This is a genomic window from Acinetobacter bouvetii DSM 14964 = CIP 107468 (assembly GCF_000368865.1).
Lineage (GTDB): Bacteria > Pseudomonadota > Gammaproteobacteria > Pseudomonadales > Moraxellaceae > Acinetobacter > Acinetobacter bouvetii.
The window spans coordinates 174,825-195,705 of sequence record NZ_KB849725.1 but is presented as its reverse complement, the minus strand read 5'-3'; the positions used below and the strand labels follow the sequence as shown (position 1 = coordinate 195,705).

Here is a 20,881-nt window from a genome sequence, read left to right as displayed (position 1 = left end):
GCCATAAAAAAAGCTCCTTACGGAGCTTTTTTTATGGCTGATCAGATTAGTGATCTGATGCGCCAGAGATGCCAATACCCGTTTGTGAACGTACATACTGCGCATCGAATGCTCTGCGTTCTGCTTCTGCACGCGCTGAACTGTCAGTTACAGAGAATAACCAGCAGCAGATGAACGCTAACGGCATTGCAAAGATTGCAGGACCATTGAATGGGTTGATTGGCGTTTCAGAGATGCCTAAAGTATCTACCCAAACTGCTTTAGATAAGATAATTAGAGTTACCGCTGTAATTAAGCCAACTAAGCCGCCAATCACTGCGCCGCGAGTGGTTAAGCCTTTCCAGAACATTGACAGTACAAGCACTGGGAAGTTTGCGCATGCTGCGACAGAGAATGCCAAACCAACCATGAATGCAACGTTTTGCTTCTCGAACAAAATACCCAGAATCATGGCAAAAATCGCTAAGCCTAAAGTTGCAATCTTAGACATGCGCAGTTCAGATTCAGGTGTGGTTTGACCTTTCTTGAATACGTTTGCATACAAGTCATGGGAGATTGCTGAAGCGCCAGACAGTGTCAGACCAGCTACAACTGCAAGAATTGTTGCGAATGCGACCGCTGAAATGAAGCCCATGAACAAGTCACCGCCCAATGCATCAGACAAGTGAACCGCAGCCATGTTGTTACCGCCAACAAGCTCTAGCTTGCCAGTGACCGCCATTTTTGCGACATCAAGGAATTGCGGGTTGTTCGATACATAAAGGATCGCGCCGAAACCGATGATGAAAGTTAATAGATAGAAGTAACCAATGAAACCTGTAGCAACAACCACTGATTTACGCGCTTCTTTGGCATCTTTTACGGTAAAGAAACGCATTAGGATGTGCGGCAGGCCTGCTGTACCAAACATTAACGCAAGACCTAGAGAAATCGCATCAATCGGGTTGGCAGCCAGCTTGCCTGGACCCATGATATTGCTCGCTTCTGCCACAGTAATATCATGTACTTTTGCATAAACATCAATAGATTGAGAGAACATTTCAGCGAAGCTGAAGCCTACGCCTTTCATTACCATGAAAGCCATGAACGTTGCGCCAGACAAAAGCATGACCGCTTTAATGATCTGTACCCAAGTAGTCGCCAGCATGCCGCCGAAGATTACATAAGCCATCATGAGCAGGCCCACGATCACCACTGCAATGTTGTAGTTCAAGCCGAACAGCAGTTTGATCAGCTGGCCTGCGCCAACCATCTGAGCAATCAGATAGAATGCCACAACCACCAATGAACTCATTGCCGCCAAGGTACGCACTGGTTTTTCAGCCAAACGGAACGATACCACGTCAGATAAATTGAATTTACCCAGGTTACGCAAACGCTCTGCCACCAAGAACAGTACAATTGGCCAGCCCACCATGAAGCCTAATGAATACAGCAAGCCGTCAAAGCCTGAACTGAATACCAGTGCCGAAATACCCAAGAACGATGCTGCTGACATATAGTCGCCGGCAATCGCCAAACCGTTTTGGAAACCTGAGATGCCGCCGCCAGCTGTATAGAAGTCAGCAGTGTTCGTGGTTTGTTTTGCCGCCCATTTGGTGATCAGCAGCGTAAAGCCGACAAAAATGGCGAACATGATAATCGCGTGCCAGTTTGTCGCCTGCTGCTGAGCTTCACCTAAATCCGGCCCTGCCATTGCCATGCTTGACATCAGCAGTGCTGGCGCAGCCAGCGCCTGTGCTTTCAATGAATTCCATTTCATCTTAGTGCAGTCCTTTTTCATGAGTGATTGCTTCAACTTCACGCATTGCTTCTTCGTTTAATGAGTCCAGCGTATTGTTCGCAATGTAGGAATATACACCGCATAAAACAAAAGACAGTACAATGATGCTTAAGCCCAGCGGCATACCAATCGTGGTGACGCCGCCGCTTACTGAAGACATTAAAAATTCTTTGTTGTAGCCAACCAGCAGCATGAAGCCAACGTACACGACCAGCATAATAATAGTCAGTGTCCAGCTCAGTCTGCTTTTGCGGGCAACCATTTCCTTAAATTTTGGATTCTGTAGAATTTGCTCTACTTGTCTCTCATCCATAACCTTACTCCTGTAGGCACCCAGCCATGGGCGCAATTTTTTTAATTCGAATTATTTCGCCCCTAACATTAACAATCTTGCAGGGTTTTTGTAATTTAGACTTTGGTCGTTAAATTTTGATCAATTTTCAACGGGTTTGCCCAGATAAGGTATGATGAGCCTAAGATTTTAATGCTGCAGGCAGTATGAACAGCTGGCTTATTATTGGGGTTTTAGCCCTCTACATTGCACTCCTCTTTATTTGCGCATTTTTTGGCGAAAAGCACGCCAGCAGGCTCAGCACCCGGGGACGCATGCTGCTGTTCAGCCTGACGCTCGGCGTTTACTGTTCATCATGGACGTTTTACGGCGCAACTGGCGCCGCGGTGCGCGAAGGCATCATCTTTCTGCCCATTTATTTAGGGCCGCTGCTGTTTGTGGCGCTCGGTTATGATATTTGGCGCCGGCTGGGCCGTGTCCGCCAGCACCATGCCATTTCCTCCATTGCGGACTTCGTGGCCGCCCGTTACGGTAAAAGCGGCCCGCTGGCGTCACTGGTCACAATTTTAGCCGTGATTGCCATTATCCCTTATTTGGCTTTGCAGCTGCGCGCCATCGCGCTCAGCGCTTCAGTCATTTTAGATTCACCGACAGGCATCAGCAGCACGACCAACGGCGTGCTGTTTCTGACCGGCATTCTGGCCATTCTCGCCATGATGTTCGGCACCCGGCAAATTGCCAACACCGAGCAGCACGGCGGCTTAATGCTGGCTGTCGCGTTTGAATCCTTTGTGAAGCTGTTTGCTTTGCTGGCGGTGGCCTTTTTCTTTGTTTTTGAAGCCCCGGAAAACATTCATCAAATCAGCGCAGACATCAGCTCCACCTTTCATGATGTGCAGCTGTTTGGCGTCCCGGAAAGTTTCTGGATTCAAACCTTGCTGGCCGCGCTGGCCATCATTTGCCTGCCGCGCCAGTTTCACGTAGCAGTGGTTGAGCTGCGCGATGAAAAACACATCCGCGGCGCGCGGCGCTGGTTTGCTGTCTATCTGATTTTAACCATTGTCGCCATCATCCCGATTGCCAGCTGGGCCTTGCATGCTGCGCCGGCTTATTTGGCGATTCCGGACGTTGCCGTGCTGTCTCTGCCGCTCAGCTATAATCAGGATTGGCTGACCCTGCTGGCCTTTTTAGGCGGCTTCTCTGCATCTACCGGCATGCTGCTGGTGTCTTCTGTTGCGCTGTCCATCATGCTCAGCAATGATTTGATCATGCCGGCGCTGTGGCGCACCAACCTGCTGTCACGCCACGATAAGCGCCTGCCGCTGGTGCTGAAATTCACCCGCCGCGTATGCATTCTGGCCGTCATGCTGCTGGGCTTTCTGTTTTTCCATTTCTTTAATGATATTGACCAGCTGTCTGTCTTTGGACTCTTGGCATTCAGCGCTGTAGCGCAGTTCTCTCCTGCACTGATTGGCGGCCTGTACTGGCGCGGCGGAAGCAAGCAAGGCGTCTATGCCGGCTTGCTGACCGGCTTTGCGCTATGGGCTTACACCCTGCTGCTGCCCACCGTCCTGCGCAGCCTGCCCGATCAGTTTAAAGTGTATACACAGAACTTTTTAAACCATGGCCCGCTCGGCATCAGCTGGCTGCGCCCCGAAGCGCTGCTGGGCTTTGAATCTTTTGACCCCTTAACCCATGGCGTGGTATGGGCGCTAGGCCTGAACATTATTTTATATGTCTGGGTTTCACGGATTTTCCGCCCCAGCATTGCAGAGCAGATCCAGGCCGAAAGCTTTTTCTACTATGAAACCAAGCCGCTGCCGTCACACAATACCTCGAATGATATCAATTATCTGCATCACGATGTTGCGCGCTTAAAAGTCGGCGACCTGATCACGCTGGCCAAGCGCATTACCGGCGAAGGCGCGGCCACCCGCGCATTCCAGCAGTTCTGCATGCAGAATAATGTCAGCCTGAACGAAAACAGCAGCGCCAACGGCATGTGGTGGCGCTTTACCGAACAGTACCTCGCAGGCACGATCGGCGCCGCGTCCGCACGGACCCTTCTGACCACGGCCATGGTCAATAATGGTTTGGCGCTCGGCCAAGTCGCCAATATTCTGGACCAGGCGTCGCAGTGGCAGCGCTTTAACCAAAACCTGATCATGACCATGATTGACCATATGACCCAAGGCGTCAGCGTGGTGGATGAAAACATGTGCCTGGTGGCATGGAATAATCAATATTTAAAACTGTTTGATTATCCTAAAGACATTGTCTATGTCGGCTGCCCCATTGCCGATCTGATCCGCTATAACGCGGAACGCGGCGAATGCGGGCCAGGCTCGGTCGAAGAGCATGTGCGTAAACGGATTCACTGGATGCAGGTGGGCAGTTCGCATGAATTTGAACGCATCCGTAAAGACGGCCGCGTGATTCAAATGCGCGGCAACCCGATTGAAGGCGGCGGCTTCGTCACCACTTTCGCGGATATTACCGCTTTCCGTGAAAATGAAGCCTTTTTGGAAGGCCGGGTGCAAGACCGCACTCAGCAGCTGGCCAATGCCCTGTCTGAACAGCAGCTGGCGCGTGAAGCCGCGGATAAAGCCAATATGTCAAAAAGCCGCTTTATCGCCGCAGCCAGCCATGACCTGTTGCAGCCGATGCATGCCGCCCGGCTGTTCAGCACCGCGCTGGAACAAAGCGTGCAAAGCCAGGAAGACCGTCAAACATTGCAGCAGCTGGACCGCGCGCTGCATGGCGCGGAAAGCATGCTCTCTGCCCTGCTGGATATCGCCCGACTAGAAGGCGGCACGATTCAGCCGAAGCGCCAGTCTTATCCGCTGCATGACCTGCTCAGCGACTTGGAGCTGCAGTTTAAATCGATTGCCGCCCAGCGCGGCATTAAATTCAGTGTGCATGATGCCCAGTTCTGGATTGACACTGACCCGCAGTGGATCCGCCGCATCATTCAAAACTTTGTCAGCAACGCGCTGCGCTATACCGCCCGCGGGCGTGTCGTGGTCGGCGTGCTGCGCGATGCCGGCAAACCGAACCATATCCGCATCGGCGTGTGGGATACAGGCCCCGGTATTGCCGAAGAGCAGCGCATCAAGCTGTTTCAGGAGTTTGAACGCTGTGGCCACACCTCGCCTTGGGGCGAACAAGGGCTGGGGCTGGGCTTAGCCATTGTGCAGCGCATGACCAGCCTGCTGGATTATCCGGTGCATGTCTATTCAGAACTGGGCAAAGGCTCCTGCTTTATGATTGACGTGCCGATTGTGGAGGCGCCGAAAATCACTGCTGCGCCGATTCAGGCCGTGCCGCTGAAAACCAAAGCCTACAAAATTTTATGCTTAGACAATGACGAAACCATTCTGGAAGGCATGTCGACCCTGCTGACCAAATGGGGCTATCAAGTCTTTAAGGCGACCGAGCCTGAACAGGCACTGGACATGCTGCAGCAGGAAAATATTCAGGTTTGGCTGGTCGATCAGCACTTGAACAATGACCAAGTCGGTTTAGATTTTATTTTGGATAACCGTCAGGAGAATGTTCCCGTCGCGCTGATTACCGCAGACTCGGACCCAGAGCTGCCGCAGCGCTTAAAAGAGCTGAACATTGTGCTGCTGAAAAAACCGCTGAAACCGGCGTCATTGCGCTCTTGGCTGTCCGGACTGAAAATTTCAGGCAGCTGATGCCGCACTGAGTTTTTAATAGGCAAATTAAAAACTTACATGCCCCATTCATGCACATGAATGGGGCATTTCTATTTCCGGTCTGCATCATCATTTCATCAACTGGCAATTTATTTTTCCGCATAGGCAAAATACATCAAAAAAGCCGAAAAAATGGGGCGAAATATTAACCAAAAACACCAAATCCGCTTTGCCTATGGCAAAAGCTGATCATTACTTATCTTGCACAAACGCACACTTAGTTACAATTTTCAAAGCGTCTGTTTTTAATAAAATTATTAAGATAAACAATACCATCTACAACTTTAGTCGTATTTTTATTCCCTGCATTTTCAACCTACAAATAGTCCATGACCTGATCAGTTTTCAGCAGCATGCGCAATGCATACTTCATTTGAATATTAAAGCTGATCAGCCGCCCCTATCGGAGTTGAATTATGAATATTTATGAAACCGTCCCGCATGGCATTCACTGTACCCAGCAATTCCACCGCGAATATGGCGCCAATGCTCTGCTGCCCGAAATTCACTGGGCGGACCTGTTTAAATTCAGCAAACTGGATCATGCCAAGCTGCAGGCACTGGACACCCTGTATCAAAGCGCTGTGCCTTTGGCGCTGCAAGTCTTTGATGAGCTGGATTTTGACGTTTTTGCGCCATCTGCCTATGAGCCTCACGGCCTGGGCCTATTTGACCGCTTAGCGCAGCAGGAGGAAAAACTGCTGCAGCGTTTGGAGGCCGAGTCTGAAGATCTGAATGAAGATGCCCGCCACCAGATTTGGAGCATGCTGCTGCGCGGCGGCGCAGTGCTGGTGTTTAAAGCGTGGCTGGGAAAAGTGAAAACTGGCCAGGATCAGCTGGATACCACTCAGTTTGATGAACTGTCCGATCTGCTGTTTATTAAAACATCACCTTTTGAATTGGCGGAACGCCTGCGTGTTAAGGCCAATTCAGCTCAGGAGCATGCTTTTCTGATGTACGGCAATGAGGTATATCTAGACCGTTTCAACAGTTTGGAAACCGCTGCGCTGTTTGTCGATTTAGGTGTATATGATGCGGCTTTTCTAAGCCTGCGTGATGACCGCGTTGCCGAATATTTAAAAGCCAAAGGCTGCGTGACCGATGAACAGATTGATGAACTGCAATGCGCTTTAAATCCGCTGTTCTGCACAGATCTGACGCCTAAGCAAAGCTATATCGCTTAAGCGCGATCGTGCCAAAAAAAAAGACCTTGCAGAAGGTCTTTTTTTACAGCTGCCATCAGCTTACATTTTCTTTTCTTCAATATTCAGTGCATTAATCGCCAGCACAGCCTGCGTACGGTTCTGCACGCCCAGCTTGCGGAAAATCGCGGTTACATGCGCTTTAATTGTTGCTTCGGAAACGTCCAGTTCATAGGCAATCTGCTTATTCAGCAGGCCTTCCGCCACCATCATCAGCACGCGGAACTGCTGCGGCGTCAGGGACTGAATGCGTTCTGCCAAAGCGGTTTCGTCGGCCGCGCGCGGGTCAAAGCTGACATTCGCCGGCAAATTCGGCGGCAGCCAAATTTCACCTTCCAGCACCTGGCGGATCGCTTCGCCAATATGGCTCGGATGCGCTGATTTTGGAATGTAGCCCATGGCGCCATGCGCAATAGCGCGCTGAATAATTGAAGTTTCTTCGTGTGCAGAGACAACAATAATCGGCAAAGACGGATACTGTGCACGGACATGAACTAAAGCTGAAAAGCCTGAGGCGCCCGGCAAGTTCAAATCCAGAAGGACCAAATCCGGTTCAGGGCCATTTTCCAAACGTTCATAAAATTCATTTACTGCCGCCGTCTCATGGATTTGAGCTTGCGGTAAGCTGTAACGCACAGCTTGAATCAAAGCGTGGCGGAACAGCGGATGATCATCAACGATTAATATATTCATAAGCAGCGTGAAAGATCTTGTGCACAGTAGCCCTATTCTAACCACACATGAGGCTTTAAGGATATGCAAGTTATAACTATTTTTTTATGAAAATGCGGTTTTACTGCACAAATTATTCGGTTTATCTGCATTTCATGAATTCTTCAGTTCAAATCATTTTTTCTTATAAATTTTAGCCGCCGATGTAAAATCATTATCAGAATTCAATATAAAATTAAAATTCAATCAATTAGATAGAATCTATTATTTAATATTTCACATAATTCCGCATATCTAAAAAACTGATAACTTTTGGACTTTTGCTTATTTTACAGGAATAAGCGCATTCAGGATTAATACAAGGCATTCCGAGCTAACCCTATTTTTCAGGTTAAAAAAAAATGTCAAATTCAATTCAACAAAAACCGCTGAACATTGTTGCTGTTTCAGGCGGCCTCAATAATCCGTCAAAAACCGAAGCGCTGGTTCAAGCCATTATTGATGAACTGGGCGAAGCAACCCCGATTAATGTGCATTTCATTAAATTCAGCGAAATTGGCCAGCTGCTGGGCGGCGCAATTTACCGCAATCAATTGCCGCAGCGCGTTCAGGATGATTTGGCTGCTGTGGAAGCAGCAGATGCACTGATTGTCGGCACACCGGTTTACCGCGCCTCATTTACAGGCTTATTTAAGCACTTCTTTGACTTTGTTGAACAAACGGCTTTGGTCGATGTTCCTGTGCTGTTAGCGGCTTCTGGCGGCAGCGAACGCCATGCGCTGGTGCTTGAACATCAATTGCGCCCGCTGTTCAGTTTTTTCCAAGCGCAGACTTTGCCAATCGGTGTTTATGCTACAGATAAAGATTTCACCCCTGAATACACCATTCACAGTGAATTCCTGCTAGACCGCATTACGCTTGCCGTTGCCCGCGCATTGCCCATTTTAGAGTGGGCGCCTGCCAAAGGCCAGCGTGCAGAAGCCATCAAAGAAAAATCACAGCAAGCCAACCAAAACCTGGGCATTAACAAACAAATCGAGCAGGAAGACGTATTGCCTTCTGCAGCAGTCCCGACGCTAGATGCAGCAGAAGCGCGCCTGCACCACAAGAAGCCTAAGACTCACGTTGCATAACATCTAAAATTAAGAGGGTTCAGCCATGTCACAGCCGGATAGCGAGATTAAATTTGCATATTGGGTGCCGAACGTCAGCGGCGGTTTAGTGGTCAGCAATATTGAACAGCGCACAGACTGGAGCTATGACTACAATGTGCGCTTGGCGCAAGCGGCCGAGGAAAGCGGTTTTGAATATGCTTTGACACAAATCCGTTTTACAGCCGGCTATAACGCAGAAAACCAGCATGAATCGGTCAGCTTCAGCCATGGCATCTTGGCCAAAACTGAACGCCTGAAAGTCATTGCCGCCATTTTGCCAGGCCCTTGGAAACCGGCGCTGGCCGCCAAGCAACTGGCGACCATTGACCATCTGACCAATGGCCGTATTGCCATCAATGTGGTCAGCGGCTGGTTCCGCGGTGAGTTTGATGCGATTGGCGAAGAATGGCCAGAGCATGACCAGCGCTATGCGCGCTCGGAAGAGTTCATCCGCAGCTTAAAAGGGGTATGGACACAGGATAATTTCAGTTTTGACGGCAAGTACTATCAGTTTAAGGACTACACCTTAAGTCCTAAACCGCTGCAAAAGCCGCATATTGAAATTTTCCAAGGCGGCAGCTCACGGGCTGCCCGCGACATGGCATCCCGAGTATCCGACTGGTATTTCACCAACGGCAATACACCGGAAGAGCTGAAAAAGCAGATTGATGACATCCGAGAAAAAGCCAAAGCCAATGGCCACAGCGTTAAAGTGGGCGTGAATGCCTTTGTCATTGCCCGCGATACCGAAGAAGAAGCGCAAGCGGTGCTGCAGGAAATCATTGATAAAGCCAATGCTGAAGCCGTGAACGCTTTTGGCGATGCGACCCGCGAAGCAGGCGCAGCCACGGCAGAAGGTGAAGGCAACTGGGCTAAATCAACTTTTGAAGATCTGGTGCAGTATAACGACGGTTTCCGCACCAATCTGATTGGCACGCCGCTGCAAATCGCCGAACGGATTGTGGAATTGAAGCGTGTCGGCGTCGACCTGATTTTATCCGGCTTCCTGCATTTTATTGAAGAAGTTGAATACTTTGGCGAGAACGTATTGCCTTTGGTGCGTGAACTGGAAACGCAGCAACAGCGTGTCCCAGCCAAATCTGCCTAAAACAGCGCTGGCTGCAGTCACCGCACCATAATAACAATGATAAGCGGACAATGGCTTTTCTTCTCTCCAGGGCTCGGCTTGGAGGGATTTTTTATTTACCATAGCCGCTGCAGGGGCATGCTTAAACACGGCATTCAACAGCGCTATTTATTGCAAAATGCGTTATGACCCGCCCGCCATTTCACTTTAGAATATACTGCACCGCACAGAGGGAAATCAGCAGATGTATACCGGTATTGTTCAAGGCTTAGAAAAAATTTTAGAAATCCGCCAAGGTGAAGGATTCATTACACTGGTGATTTCCAATGAACATGATTTTTTCCATGATGTCTTTATTGGCGCCAGTGTCGCTGTGAATGGCACCTGCCTGACCGCAACGCAGATCGATTTAGCCGCCAGCCAAGTGCATTTTGATGTTTCAGACCTCACCCTCAGCCTGACTACGCTGGGCAGCCTGAAAACTGGTGACGCGGTGAATATTGAACGCTCTGCCAAAGTTGGTGCGGAAAATGGCGGACACAACCTGTACGGCCATATTGAAGGTACAGCACAAGTGAAGCACGTGAGCCGCAAAGGTGAAACCCTGCATATCGATTTACTGATTCCAGATGGCAAAATCAAATATTTCTTTCTCAAAGGCTTTATTGGACTGAATGGCTGCAGCTTAACGGTCAACCGCGTCGACCGGGACAGCAGTGAAATCTCGATTGACCTGATTCCTGAAACCTTGCGCCTGACCACTTGGAAAGATGTAAAAACAGGGGATGCCGTGAATTATGAGATTGATCAAATGACCCGCACGCTGGTCGATACGCTGGAACATATTCATCAAAAGTAAAATTTTAGTTAAAAAGAACGATAAATTAGGACGCATCAAAAAACCTCCAAACAGGAGGTTTTTTTTGATATGTAAATGCATTCTTCGAATCTAATCCAAGGTTTGCACTCCGCCGCCATTCACAAACAAGGTTTGTCCTGAAATCCATGAAGAAATAGGGGCCGCAAAAAACAAGACTGCGCCGGCGATATCTTGCGCCTCTCCCAAACGCTGTAATGGGGTATGCGCCAGCATGCGTTTCTCAATTTCAGGAGTCATGACTTTTTCCAGTGCTGCGGTGCGAATTGCGCCAGGCCCGACCGCATTAATGCGAATACTCGGCCCAAAATCATGCGCTAAATTTGCCCCCATATGATTGAGCGCTGCTTTAGATGAAGCATAACCGCTCATAGCAGGACTTTTATTAATAGAGCTCATCGACGTAATATTAATAATCGAACCATAGCCAGCTTGCTGCATATGCGGTGCAGCCAGCTGGCATAAGCGCCATGCGGCAAAAACATTCAATTGAAAATCACGGATAAAATCATCAACAGTAATCTGATCTGGCGCTTCACGCCCTCCTCCGCCGCCGCCTGCGTTATTGACCAAAATATGAAGGCTGCCAAAGGCCTGCAAAGTCATTTCAACGGCATTGACCAATTGCGCGTCATCTAAAATATTGCACATGACGCTTTTGACTTCATTTCCGGTTTGCTGGGCAATTTCCTGAGCGGTCTGCGCAGCAGCTTCGGTATTCAAGTCCGCAATCATGACACGGGCACCAGATTGCGCCAGCAAAGCAGCGCTGGCCCGGCCAATTCCTGCGGCGCCGCCTGTGACTAAGGCCACTTTACCTGACAAATCCCATAAACTTTGAGGCATATTCATTGTATTCTCCAGCTCAACTGAAATGCTTAAATTATTTTTAAGTTATTAATATTTAAATTTATATATTAGACACTTATTGATGGATTAAGTTCATTCAGCTAATTCATCGTACAAAAAATTTCTGCCTTAGTATTTATTGCAGCCTATTAAAAATCAATCCAGCCCTCTGCTTTTTTACAATTGGTATACCTGTACTCATTAAATCAATATAAAGGATCTGAAAATACGGCCTTGTATTTTTTCATCTGGCCATTGAGCCTAAAATATTCCTGATTTAGGAATAAAAACTCGGATCCGGCACTTTGCCGGTCAGCACCCATTCACCGATTTCCTGATATTTATAATCAATCGGGTCATGCAGCGTCTGCGTGCGCACATTGCGCCAGAAGCGGTCGATATTTAACTTGGCTGTGGTTGCCCGTGCGCCCATTACCTGAAAAATATTTTGTGTAATATTCAAAGATGCGTTGGTGGCTGCAATTTTTGCGGTGGCAACCGCAATGGATACCTCACCGCGCTGCGATGCTGTTAAGCTTTCACCGACATCCCACGCAGCCTGCAAAGTCGCAATGGCCTTGCCCGCCAGCAGCCGCACACCTTCCAGCTGCACATAAAACTCCGCAAAATGCTTTTGCGTAAAAGGGTCATTCACAGCATTTTCTGCCAAAGACTTCGACCATGCCTTTTGAGTTTTCACTGTCGCAATTGCTGTTTGATACGCCCCTTCCGCCACACCCAAAAACAGATGCACAAAAATTAGCTGGGCAATCAGCGGGCGCAGGCTGGAATACGGCGTACTGAGCGGACCGGGATTCAGCAGCAGTTCATCCCTATGTATTTTGACCTGCTCAAAATGACTGGTGCCGCTGTCGGTTTGGCGCTGTCCCATATTGTTCCAGTCGCCTAAAAAGCTCACACCGTCACGCGCCGTTGGAATCACCCCAATCAGCAGTTTTCCAGCATCATTAAATCCTGAGCACAGTAAAATGTCAGAGTCGATAGACCCTGAACAAAAGCTTTTGTCGCCATGAAAAATAAATTCATGTTCAGATATCTGTTGGGCTGATGTCCGTTTATCTAACGGGTTTAAGGTATTGCCCCAAAATAAGCTGTCTTTTGCCGTCTGTTCAAACCAAGGCGCATACTGCTCAGGCTGTGCAAACAGCTGTACCGTGGCAATCAGCAAATGATGAAAACCATACACATGCGCCAGAGAACTGTCTGCCTGCGCAATCTGTTGAATGGTTTTAAAAATGGTATTCCACGATGACCCTTGCCCGCCATACTGCTGCGGTATAGACAGCCCGAGCAAACCGCTTTGGCGGATCAAATCACGCTCATATTTTGGATTGCCGCCCTGCTTGTCGCGTTCGGCTGCCGTCAGTGCAAAAGTGTCCGCCAGCTGCTGGGCGGTATCAAGCGGATCTGCAGTCCATGAAGTTGGCGCATTCATAATATGGTCTGATTTTATTTCTATTTTTTGAGCTTAGCAGAGCCTGCTATTAAGGCATATCTGAATGCCTGCTGTGCTTATTCCAAAAATAAAAAAGCTGCCTGAATTTCACAGACAGCATTCATCAGCCCTGACCGATTATTTTGGATAAACCGTCGCAATTAAATATTCAACCACCTGCGGTTCTGCGAGTGTTGAAGTATCGCCTAAGGTATCCAGCTCATTGGCGGCAATTTTACGCAAAATCCGGCGCATAATTTTGCCTGAGCGGGTTTTAGGCAAAGCTGGCGCCCAATGCAGCGCATCCGGTGTTGCAACAGGGCCCAAAATTTTGCGCACCCATGCCACCAGTTCCTGGCGCAATTCTTCAGACTCCGGCGTACCCGCCTGCAAGGTCACAAACGCGCAAATGCCTTGCCCTTTAATATCGTGCGGCATGCCGACGACAGCCGATTCCGCCACCAGCTCATGCGCCACCAGCGCGCTTTCAATTTCTGCTGTGCCCAAGCGGTGGCCAGAGACATTCAATACATCATCGACCCGGCCGGTAATCCAGTAATAGCCGTCCGCATCCCGGCGCACACCGTCTCCAGTAAAATACGTGCCTGGATACGTTGAAAAATACGCTTCGATAAAGCGCTCAGGATCGCCCCAGATAGTGCGCATTTGCCCGGGCCAAGAATCTTTAATCACCAAATTGCCTTCGGCGGCGCCTTCCAGCTCTTTCCCGTCCGCATCCACCACTGCCGGCTGTACGCCAAAAAATGGACGCGCTGCAGAACCCGGTTTCAAGGCCATCGCGCCCGGCAGCGGGGTGATCATGTGGCCGCCTGTTTCAGTCTGCCACCATGTATCCACGATCGGGCAGCGGCTTTCGCCCACAACGGTATAGTACCAATTCCATGCTTCAGGGTTAATCGGCTCACCGACTGAGCCCAGCAGGCGCAGGCTGCTGCGGTCGCTTTCGCGGACAAAGGCATCGCCTTCACGCATCATGGCGCGGATGGCCGTTGGCGCGGTATACAGAATGGTGACGTTGTGCTTATCGACAATATGCCCGGTGCGCGCCCACGTCGGATACTGCGGCACGCCTTCAAACATCACCGTCGTAGCGCCATTCGACAATGGCCCATACAGCACATAGGAATGCCCCGTGATCCAGCCGACATCGGCGGTACACCAGAACACGTCATCCTGCTTTAAATCAAAAACTTCGCGGAAGGTGCAGTTGACATAAGTCAGATAGCCGCCGGTCGTATGCAGCACGCCTTTCGGCTTGCCTGTAGAGCCGGAGGTATACAGAATAAATAACGGATCTTCCGCATTCATCGGCTCCGGCGGGCAAAGATCATTCACGGACATGATTTCCATGTGATACCACAGGTCGCGTTCCGGCTTCATCTCAATCGGGTTGCCCGTACGGTGCACGACCATCACATGCTGCACCGATTCCGTGCCTGGGATCTGCAATGCAATATCCACATTTTCTTTCAGCGGAATCGGCTTGCCGCCGCGCATCCCGCAATCTGCTGTAATCACCATCTTGGCTTGGCTGTCATCAATTCGGCTGGCCAGTGAATCTGGCGAAAAACCACCAAAGACCACACAATGCACGGCGCCAATCCGGGCGCAGGCCAGCATGGCAATTGCCGCTTCCGGCACCATCGGCATATACAGCACCACGCGGTCTCCCTTGCCCACGCCATGCTTTTTCAGCACATTGGCAAAACGGCAAGTCTCATCATGCAGTTCTTCAAATGATATGATTTTATGGCGCGAAGGATGATCGCCCTCCCAGATAATCGCCGGCTTATACGGATGCTCTTTCAAATGTCGGTCGAGGCAATTGGCGCTGACATTCAGCTGGCCATCGGCAAACCATTCAATTTTAAAATCATCTTGCTTGAAACTGGTGTTTTTCACTTGTGTAAAGGGCTTGATCCAATCCAGTTTACGCGCCTGCTCCGCCCAAAACTCATCCGGCTGTTCGATAGATTTTTGATAGTGTTCGAAGTACTCCGATTCCAAGATACGGGCGGTTTTTTTGAAACTTTCAGGGACAGGATAGATTTCATTCATAATTGTACTTCCTTGATTTTTTTCATCTCATCACGAGATGCATGCCACATTTTTGATTTTATATTTCTGCATCGCGCCAGTATGGCGTTTATTTTTTAAGCAGATCAACCCTGCTTTGGTCGTATTTTGTTCATTCTATTTAAAACATAGGCTTGAGATCAAATTCAAGCCTTTCCTGTCTCATTTGCGTATCCGAACATTTCTTTTGCATTTTATATTTTAGTTTTATAATCATGCTGAAAATCCGTACAGCATCTCCCTTAAATATAACTTAGTTATCAGCTGGCTTAGCCCATGAATTCACAAGACTCCTCTCCTTTTTTTTCCCGCAATCCAGCCCCTGAAACAGATCACCCGCTGTCTATCAGAGGCCGCTTTGGGCGTTTAAGCTTTATTGGCTGGTACGCATTTTTAAATGTGCTCAGCTTCTTTGCTTCTATTGCATTCAGCTTGGCGGTTGGCATTTTTAATTTCAGCACCATGACCCTGAACAGTCAGTTTGCTGATCTGCTGACCGGCATGGCGGGATTGGGCTATGTCGCGCTGCTGGTATTCTATCTGTATTTTTATATCGTCATTACCGCGCGCCGCCTGCATGATTTAGACAAATCCGGCTGGATGATGCTGCTGATGCTGCTGCCGGTCATCAATGTATTTTTTATTCTGTATCTGCTGCTGGCGCCTGGCACCGCCGGCCTAAACCGCTATGGCGCTCCGCGCCCAGCTGCATTTTGGGAAAAACTGCTGGCATGGCTGATGATCATTATTGCTGTTCTGAGCATTTTTTCAGCCGGCAGCCTGGTGTCTTACATGATGGGCAGCGGTGAGCTGGAAACCCCGCAGGAAATGATGCAGAAAGGCACTGCATACTTTTAATGCATTTATGCTAAATTGCATAAAACATATCATTTCACTGCATTTTGTTGCTTAATTTTCCGTAAAAGTTCAGGCAAAATAGCTGAAAATTAGTTAAAGATTCGGAACCCCCGTGGCTGAAAAAGAAAATGCCTTGAGTGACGTCACTCAAGGCACCACCCAGCTTTTGCAGGAAGCGACTGAAAAAACAGCGCAAACTGTAATTGAACATACTGCAAAATATAACGACGCTTACAGCACCATCGATAAATTTATGGAGGGATTTTGGGAGCGTCTGCCTTACATCTGTATCGCATTGTTTGTATTTGCTATTTTTTACATGCTGTCCAAGCTGTTTAAATTATTTGTACGCAAGGCGCTGGCGGAAAAATCGTATACTAAACAAAACCTGGTTTTAGTTTTAAACCGTGTCGGCAGTTCCGCCATTATCTTTATTGGCTTCCTCATTGCGATGGTCGTTGCCATCCCGGGCTTTACCCCGGGCCAGCTCATGAGCGCACTGGGGATTGGTTCGGTTGCCATCGGTTTTGCCTTCAAAGATATCTTCCAAAACCTGCTGTCCGGCATTTTAATTTTACTCAGCGAGCCTTTTAAAATTGGCGATGACATTATTGTTTCAGGCATGGAAGGCACGGTGGAAGACATTCAGATCCGCGCCACCTTCCTGCGTTCTCCGGACGGCCGCCGCATTGTCATTCCCAACGCGACTGTTTATACCAGCGCAGTGACCGTCAATACGGCTTATCCGCGCCGCCGCTGTGAATTTGTGGTGGGCATTGGCTATGAAGATGATGTGCAGAAAGCCAAAGATATTGTGCTGAAAATTTTAGACCGCGATACCACGATTTTGAGCCAGCCGGGCTTTACCGTCAACGTCAGCGCGCTGGCAGATTTCTCCATCAATTTAACTGTACGCTGGTGGGTGAATACATCTGAAACCACGACCGCCAACTCGATCAGTGAAGTACAGGAACGCGTGATTCATGCCTTCAATGAACACGGCGTTTCTATTCCTTATCCAGTACAGGAAGTGAAGGTGTACCGCGGTGACGCTGCAGCAGCGGAATCAGCGGCTAAATAAGCGTCCAAGCACATAAGGAATCACCGTTTCAGTACGGATAATCCGGCTGCCCAAGCTCACTGCTTGGCAGCCGTTTTTTATGAGCAAATCAATTTCATAAGGGATGAAGCCGCCCTCTGGGCCAATCATAATCGTGCACGGATGCGCAATACCGGATGGCATAGCCTGTTCTGTATACGGATGCGCGGCATAGGCTGGGCGCTCCGCTGAAATCATCGTAGGCAGCACATCTTCCACAAACGGCTTAAAGCGCTTGTGCAATTCAATTTTAGGCGCAAGGGTATCGCCCGCCTGCTCTAAGCCTAAGTCCACATAATGCGGCAGCTGCTGCAAAAAAGGGGTTTGCCAATAGCTTTTATCGACGCGGTAACTGTGCAGCAAAATGATTTTTTCCACGCCCAGCGTCACACTGTCCATAATTAAGCGGCGCAGCACTTTTGGCCGCGGCATCGCCACAATCAGGGTCACAGGCAATTTGTCAGGCACCGCCTCTTCAGCAATCGGCTTCAACTGAATATGCTGATCAGACACAGCTATCACTTCTGTTAAATAACGCTTACCTTCCCGAATCCCCACCTTCAGGGTATCTCCAACTTGAACATCCACATGCGTGCGCAAATGCTCCAGCTGGCGTTTGGCGCGAATACTCCAAAGGTCTGATTCAGTTTGACGCGGGTCGAGCAAGACGATGTTCATAAATTTTCTCTATTGCCTCCTGTGGGATACACGTAAACGTCATCCACAGCTGTTCGAGGCAAGACTGCATGTGATATATAAAGTTTATGCGAGATCTTTGAAAAAAAACGGTATCTGACGAGTTTTGTGGATGGCAAATGGTTTTTTTCCTTTTGCCAAAACAAAAGTAAAATCAGAGCTCCGAGCGATTAATCTATAATAACAAGACACCGCCGCCCCCATTCATTACAGCAAATGCATTTTTAGAGGGTCTTATAGATACTGATCAATCACCTGAATATGCTTTTGCAGTGAGCCCGTATTTTTTTGCATAATCTGCTGTGCAGCGGCATTTAAAGCCTGCGCTTTTTGCGGATTTTCTGCCAGCTCAACCAAGGCTTGCGCAGCCTGTTCCGCATCCTCAACAACCTCGACACCTTGCACGGCAGCAAACTCATCGACAATGGTTTGAAAATTGAAATAATTCTTGCCCAATACTGTTGGCACCTGCAATGCAATCGGCTCTAAAATATTATGTCCGCCGCCCGGCTCATTCAATGAGCCGCCCACAAAGCAGGCCTGGCTTAACGCCAGCCACTGCCAAAGTTCACCCATGCTGTCCGCCAAGTACACTTGCGTATCAGACAAAATGCTCTGCCCTAAACTCCTGCGCTGGGTACGCAAAGCCAATTTCTGAGCTTCAGCAAAAACTTCATCAAAGCGTTCAGGATGGCGCGGAACAACGATGCACAGCAGTTCAGGATGCTGCTGTAAATAAGGCTTTAACGCGCTTAAAATTTTCTGTTCTTCAGGCGCATGCGTGCTGGCAATGGTCACAATTTTCCGGCCAGCCAAAGACCAGTCTATTTTCAGCTGCGCGGCCAGTTCAACCGCATGTTGCGGCGCATGAATATCAAATTTAATGCTGCCCACCACCTGACTCGCTTGAGGCTGAGCGCCTAAAGCAATAAAGCGGTCTAAAGTCGCCTGATCCTGCGCCAGCAATTGATTCAGCCCCTGCAGCATCGGACGGCTCAGACTCGGCACTTTGCCATAGCCCTTCGCCGATTTTTCTGACAGGCGCGCATTAATCAGCAAGCATGGCACTTGCAGCTGCTTAGCCTGATCAATCAAGTTCGGCCAAAGCTCAGTTTCCACTAAAGCCAGCAGTTTAGGCTGATATTTTTCAATGAAGTGCCGTACCAGATGCTTTTGATCGGCGGGCAGATACACGGCTTGAAACAGCGCTTCATACGGCGCTTTTAAGAATAAAGATTTGGCGCGGGCTTGCCCCGTTTTAGTGGTATTGGTGACTAAAACTGGATGCCCTTTTTTAAGATAATGTTCGATCAGCGGCTGCGCGGCATTGGTTTCACCGACAGATACCACATGAAACCAAATGGCGTGCAGATTTTTGACCGGCTGAAATGGCCCAAAACGCTCGAGGCATTCCTGCTGATACTGCGCGTCATTGTCCGCGCGCTTTTTAATGCGCGACCGATACAAAGGCTTAATGATGGAAAGCGCTGCGTTATACCAGAAAGGAGTAGTCAAATAGTTTGCCCTGATGCCGATTGTCTCGGCAGAATATATCAGAGCATTATCCACATGTTAATGGATAATGCATCTTTGCTGTGGGATTAATGCTGCGCTTGCCCTGCGCCAAATGTTTCATTCAGGCTTGGATAATCAATATAGCCTTCTGCAGTCTGTACGCCGATCATATTGTCAAAGACCAATTCATTCAGCGGCGCGTCCTGCACCAAGCGTTCGAATAAATCTGGATTGGCAATATACGCTTTGCCGAAAGATACCGCATCCGCCTTGCCTGAATTCAATAATTCAATCGCATCTGCACGGCTCAGCTTCATATTGGCAATATAAGGTACACCGGCAGAACGCGCTTTCAGATATTCACTGATGCTGTCATCGGCCAAATATTCACGGGTGAAGAAGAAGGCTATTTTGCGTTTGCCCAATTCTTCCAGCGCATAGCCGAATGTTTCACGTGGATCATCATCGCCCATGTCGTGCTCATCACCGCGCGGCGCCAAATGCACGCCGACTCGGCCAGCGCCCCAGACCTCAATTAAAGCATCAACCACTTCTAACAACAGACGCGCGCGGTTTTCTACCGAACCGCCGTATGCATCTTCACGGTGATTGGTTGTGCTTTGCAGAAACTGATCAATCAGATAGCCATTTGCACCGTGCAATTCCACACCGTCAAAACCGGCGTCTTTAGCGCGAATGGCCGCCTGTTTAAACTGCTCAACAATCACTTTAATTTCAGCGATTTCTAAAGCGCGAGGCGCCACATAATCACGTTTTGGACGCAATAGGCTGACCTGCCCCGCCTGCTGAACAGTGCTGGCAGAAACAGGAGTTTCCCCCTGCAGTAAATCAGGATGTGATACCCGTCCCACATGCCACAGCTGCGCGACAATCAAACCATCTTTGGCATGTACCGCAGCAGTTACCGCTTTCCAGCCTTCAACTTGCGCATCCGTAAATAACCCTGGGGTATTTAAATACCCATTGGCTTCTTCAGAAATTACGGTCGCTTCAGAAATGATTAAGCCGGCGCTGGCGCGCTGCGCATAATGCTCTGCCATCATCGGCGTAGGCACCCGGTCATCAGTTGCGCGGCTGCGGGTTAATGGCGCCATCACCACACGGTTTTTCAGGTGCAAATCGCCAAGAATTAAAGGGGAATTCAGTTCAGCCATATTCGTCTCATCCCTCACCCCTTTTTACTTAGAGTGAGTTTTTCAAGTAATCAATATATTGCTGAATAAGCGCTTCGTTGCGGGAAAAATAAGACCATTGGCCATATTTTTCCGCTTGAATCAGACCCGCCTGCTGCAACACAGACAAATGATTCGACATGGTGGATTGCGAGACATTGCCGAGTTTCTCGATATTCCCTGCGCACACACCGCGATTAAAGCCGCCGCATTGCTCTTCTGACAAAAATTGATTGGGGTTTTTAAGCCACTCTAAAATCTGCCGCCGAGTCGGATTTGCCAACGCTTTAAAAATTAAATCAATATCCATAATTCAGACGAGTTTAATTAAA

General features: G+C 49.0%; 17 protein-coding genes. 7 read left to right on the top strand and 10 right to left on the bottom strand.

The window, feature by feature from the left end:
- Positions 1-46 precede the first annotated feature (46 nt).
- The gene (locus F941_RS00895; RefSeq protein ID WP_005006806.1) at positions 47-1,762 is read right to left on the bottom strand and encodes a cation acetate symporter; all 1,716 of its coding nucleotides are present in this window, start codon (positions 1,760-1,762) and stop codon (positions 47-49) included.
- Between the two features lies 1 nt (position 1,763).
- Positions 1,764-2,096, bottom strand: coding sequence for a DUF485 domain-containing protein (locus F941_RS00890; protein ID WP_005006805.1), 333 nt, complete (start codon positions 2,094-2,096; stop codon positions 1,764-1,766).
- A 185-nt stretch (positions 2,097-2,281) separates the two neighbouring features.
- Here F941_RS00890 and F941_RS00885 point away from each other — a divergent pair, with 185 nt between their 5' ends.
- Both F941_RS00885 and F941_RS00875 read left to right on the top strand, forming a co-directional pair.
- A complete protein-coding gene (locus F941_RS00885; protein WP_005006804.1) occupies positions 2,282-5,773 on the top strand; it encodes a PAS domain-containing hybrid sensor histidine kinase/response regulator in 3,492 nt (1,163 codons plus the stop codon).
- 437 nt (positions 5,774-6,210) lie between these two features.
- On the top strand, positions 6,211-6,978 hold the full coding sequence (locus F941_RS00875; RefSeq protein ID WP_005006794.1) for a hypothetical protein: 768 nt from the start codon (positions 6,211-6,213) through the stop codon (positions 6,976-6,978).
- Between the two features lie 60 nt (positions 6,979-7,038).
- Here the strand turns inward: F941_RS00875 and F941_RS00870 are convergent, their stop codons facing one another.
- Positions 7,039-7,689, bottom strand: a complete 651-nt coding sequence (locus tag F941_RS00870; protein WP_005006791.1) for a response regulator — start codon at positions 7,687-7,689, stop codon at positions 7,039-7,041.
- A gap of 380 nt (positions 7,690-8,069) precedes the next feature.
- Here F941_RS00870 and msuE point away from each other — a divergent pair, with 380 nt between their 5' ends.
- The 3 genes from msuE to F941_RS00855 all read left to right on the top strand — a co-directional run bounded on the left by msuE (position 8,070) and on the right by F941_RS00855 (position 10,768).
- A complete protein-coding gene (msuE, locus tag F941_RS00865) occupies positions 8,070-8,801 on the top strand; it encodes an FMN reductase (protein WP_005006789.1) in 732 nt (243 codons plus the stop codon).
- 25 nt (positions 8,802-8,826) lie between these two features.
- Positions 8,827-9,930 carry a dimethylsulfone monooxygenase SfnG gene (gene sfnG, locus F941_RS00860; RefSeq protein WP_005006787.1) on the top strand — a complete coding sequence of 368 codons (1,104 nt, stop codon included), beginning with the start codon at positions 8,827-8,829 and terminating at the stop codon, positions 9,928-9,930.
- A 223-nt stretch (positions 9,931-10,153) separates the two neighbouring features.
- A complete protein-coding gene (locus tag F941_RS00855) occupies positions 10,154-10,768 on the top strand; it encodes a riboflavin synthase (protein WP_005006786.1) in 615 nt (204 codons plus the stop codon).
- Positions 10,769-10,858: 90 nt separating this feature from the next.
- Here F941_RS00855 and F941_RS00850 read toward each other — a convergent pair whose 3' ends face one another.
- The 3 genes from F941_RS00850 to acs form a co-directional block, all read right to left on the bottom strand.
- On the bottom strand, positions 10,859-11,632 hold the full coding sequence (locus F941_RS00850; RefSeq protein WP_026253445.1) for a glucose 1-dehydrogenase: 774 nt from the start codon (positions 11,630-11,632) through the stop codon (positions 10,859-10,861).
- A 280-nt stretch (positions 11,633-11,912) separates the two neighbouring features.
- The gene (locus F941_RS00845) at positions 11,913-13,091 is read right to left on the bottom strand and encodes an acyl-CoA dehydrogenase family protein (protein WP_005006783.1); all 1,179 of its coding nucleotides are present in this window, start codon (positions 13,089-13,091) and stop codon (positions 11,913-11,915) included.
- 138 nt (positions 13,092-13,229) lie between these two features.
- Complete coding sequence (acs, locus tag F941_RS00840; RefSeq protein WP_005006782.1) at positions 13,230-15,170, bottom strand: acetate--CoA ligase; 1,941 nt, start codon at positions 15,168-15,170, stop codon at positions 13,230-13,232.
- Between the two features lie 294 nt (positions 15,171-15,464).
- On the opposite strand from acs, the gene F941_RS00835 reads away from it, so the two are divergent.
- Together F941_RS00835 and F941_RS00830 are read left to right on the top strand one after the other, a co-directional pair.
- Positions 15,465-16,046: a DUF805 domain-containing protein gene (locus F941_RS00835; RefSeq protein ID WP_005006781.1), complete on the top strand. Its 582-nt coding sequence runs from the start codon at positions 15,465-15,467 to the stop codon at positions 16,044-16,046.
- A 112-nt stretch (positions 16,047-16,158) separates the two neighbouring features.
- A complete protein-coding gene (locus F941_RS00830; protein ID WP_005006778.1) occupies positions 16,159-17,127 on the top strand; it encodes a mechanosensitive ion channel family protein in 969 nt (322 codons plus the stop codon).
- Here F941_RS00830 and F941_RS00825 read toward each other — a convergent pair.
- The 4 genes from F941_RS00825 to F941_RS00810 all read right to left on the bottom strand — a co-directional run bounded on the left by F941_RS00825 (position 17,113) and on the right by F941_RS00810 (position 20,859).
- Complete coding sequence (locus F941_RS00825; RefSeq protein ID WP_005006776.1) at positions 17,113-17,823, bottom strand: 16S rRNA (uracil(1498)-N(3))-methyltransferase; 711 nt, start codon at positions 17,821-17,823, stop codon at positions 17,113-17,115. The genes F941_RS00830 and F941_RS00825 overlap by 15 nt on opposite strands.
- A gap of 252 nt (positions 17,824-18,075) precedes the next feature.
- Positions 18,076-19,356 (bottom strand): 3-deoxy-D-manno-octulosonic acid transferase, encoded by a 1,281-nt coding sequence (locus F941_RS00820; RefSeq protein ID WP_005006772.1) that lies wholly within the window; start codon positions 19,354-19,356, stop codon positions 18,076-18,078.
- A gap of 86 nt (positions 19,357-19,442) precedes the next feature.
- Positions 19,443-20,531: an alkene reductase gene (locus tag F941_RS00815; protein WP_005006768.1), complete on the bottom strand. Its 1,089-nt coding sequence runs from the start codon at positions 20,529-20,531 to the stop codon at positions 19,443-19,445.
- Between the two features lie 28 nt (positions 20,532-20,559).
- Positions 20,560-20,859, bottom strand: coding sequence for an ArsR/SmtB family transcription factor (locus F941_RS00810; RefSeq protein ID WP_005006767.1), 300 nt, complete (start codon positions 20,857-20,859; stop codon positions 20,560-20,562).
- Positions 20,860-20,881 lie beyond the last annotated feature (22 nt).

What these genes read in the sequence shown, in the direction of transcription:
- F941_RS00895 (WP_005006806.1), bottom strand. Translation starts at nt 1,762, where the DNA reads ATGAAATGGAATTCATTGAAAGCACAGGCGCTGGCTGCGCCAGCACTG.
- F941_RS00890 (WP_005006805.1), bottom strand. Translation starts at nt 2,096, where the DNA reads ATGGATGAGAGACAAGTAGAGCAAATTCTACAGAATCCAAAATTTAAG.
- F941_RS00885 (WP_005006804.1), top strand. Translation starts at nt 2,282, where the DNA reads ATGAACAGCTGGCTTATTATTGGGGTTTTAGCCCTCTACATTGCACTC.
- F941_RS00875 (WP_005006794.1), top strand. Translation starts at nt 6,211, where the DNA reads ATGAATATTTATGAAACCGTCCCGCATGGCATTCACTGTACCCAGCAA.
- F941_RS00870 (WP_005006791.1), bottom strand. Translation starts at nt 7,689, where the DNA reads ATGAATATATTAATCGTTGATGATCATCCGCTGTTCCGCCACGCTTTG.
- msuE (WP_005006789.1), top strand. Translation starts at nt 8,070, where the DNA reads ATGTCAAATTCAATTCAACAAAAACCGCTGAACATTGTTGCTGTTTCA.
- sfnG (WP_005006787.1), top strand. Translation starts at nt 8,827, where the DNA reads ATGTCACAGCCGGATAGCGAGATTAAATTTGCATATTGGGTGCCGAAC.
- F941_RS00855 (WP_005006786.1), top strand. Translation starts at nt 10,154, where the DNA reads ATGTATACCGGTATTGTTCAAGGCTTAGAAAAAATTTTAGAAATCCGC.
- F941_RS00850 (WP_026253445.1), bottom strand. Translation starts at nt 11,632, where the DNA reads ATGCCTCAAAGTTTATGGGATTTGTCAGGTAAAGTGGCCTTAGTCACA.
- F941_RS00845 (WP_005006783.1), bottom strand. Translation starts at nt 13,091, where the DNA reads ATGAATGCGCCAACTTCATGGACTGCAGATCCGCTTGATACCGCCCAG.
- acs (WP_005006782.1), bottom strand. Translation starts at nt 15,170, where the DNA reads ATGAATGAAATCTATCCTGTCCCTGAAAGTTTCAAAAAAACCGCCCGT.
- F941_RS00835 (WP_005006781.1), top strand. Translation starts at nt 15,465, where the DNA reads ATGAATTCACAAGACTCCTCTCCTTTTTTTTCCCGCAATCCAGCCCCT.
- F941_RS00825 (WP_005006776.1), bottom strand. Translation starts at nt 17,823, where the DNA reads ATGAACATCGTCTTGCTCGACCCGCGTCAAACTGAATCAGACCTTTGG.
- F941_RS00815 (WP_005006768.1), bottom strand. Translation starts at nt 20,531, where the DNA reads ATGGCTGAACTGAATTCCCCTTTAATTCTTGGCGATTTGCACCTGAAA.
- F941_RS00810 (WP_005006767.1), bottom strand. Translation starts at nt 20,859, where the DNA reads ATGGATATTGATTTAATTTTTAAAGCGTTGGCAAATCCGACTCGGCGG.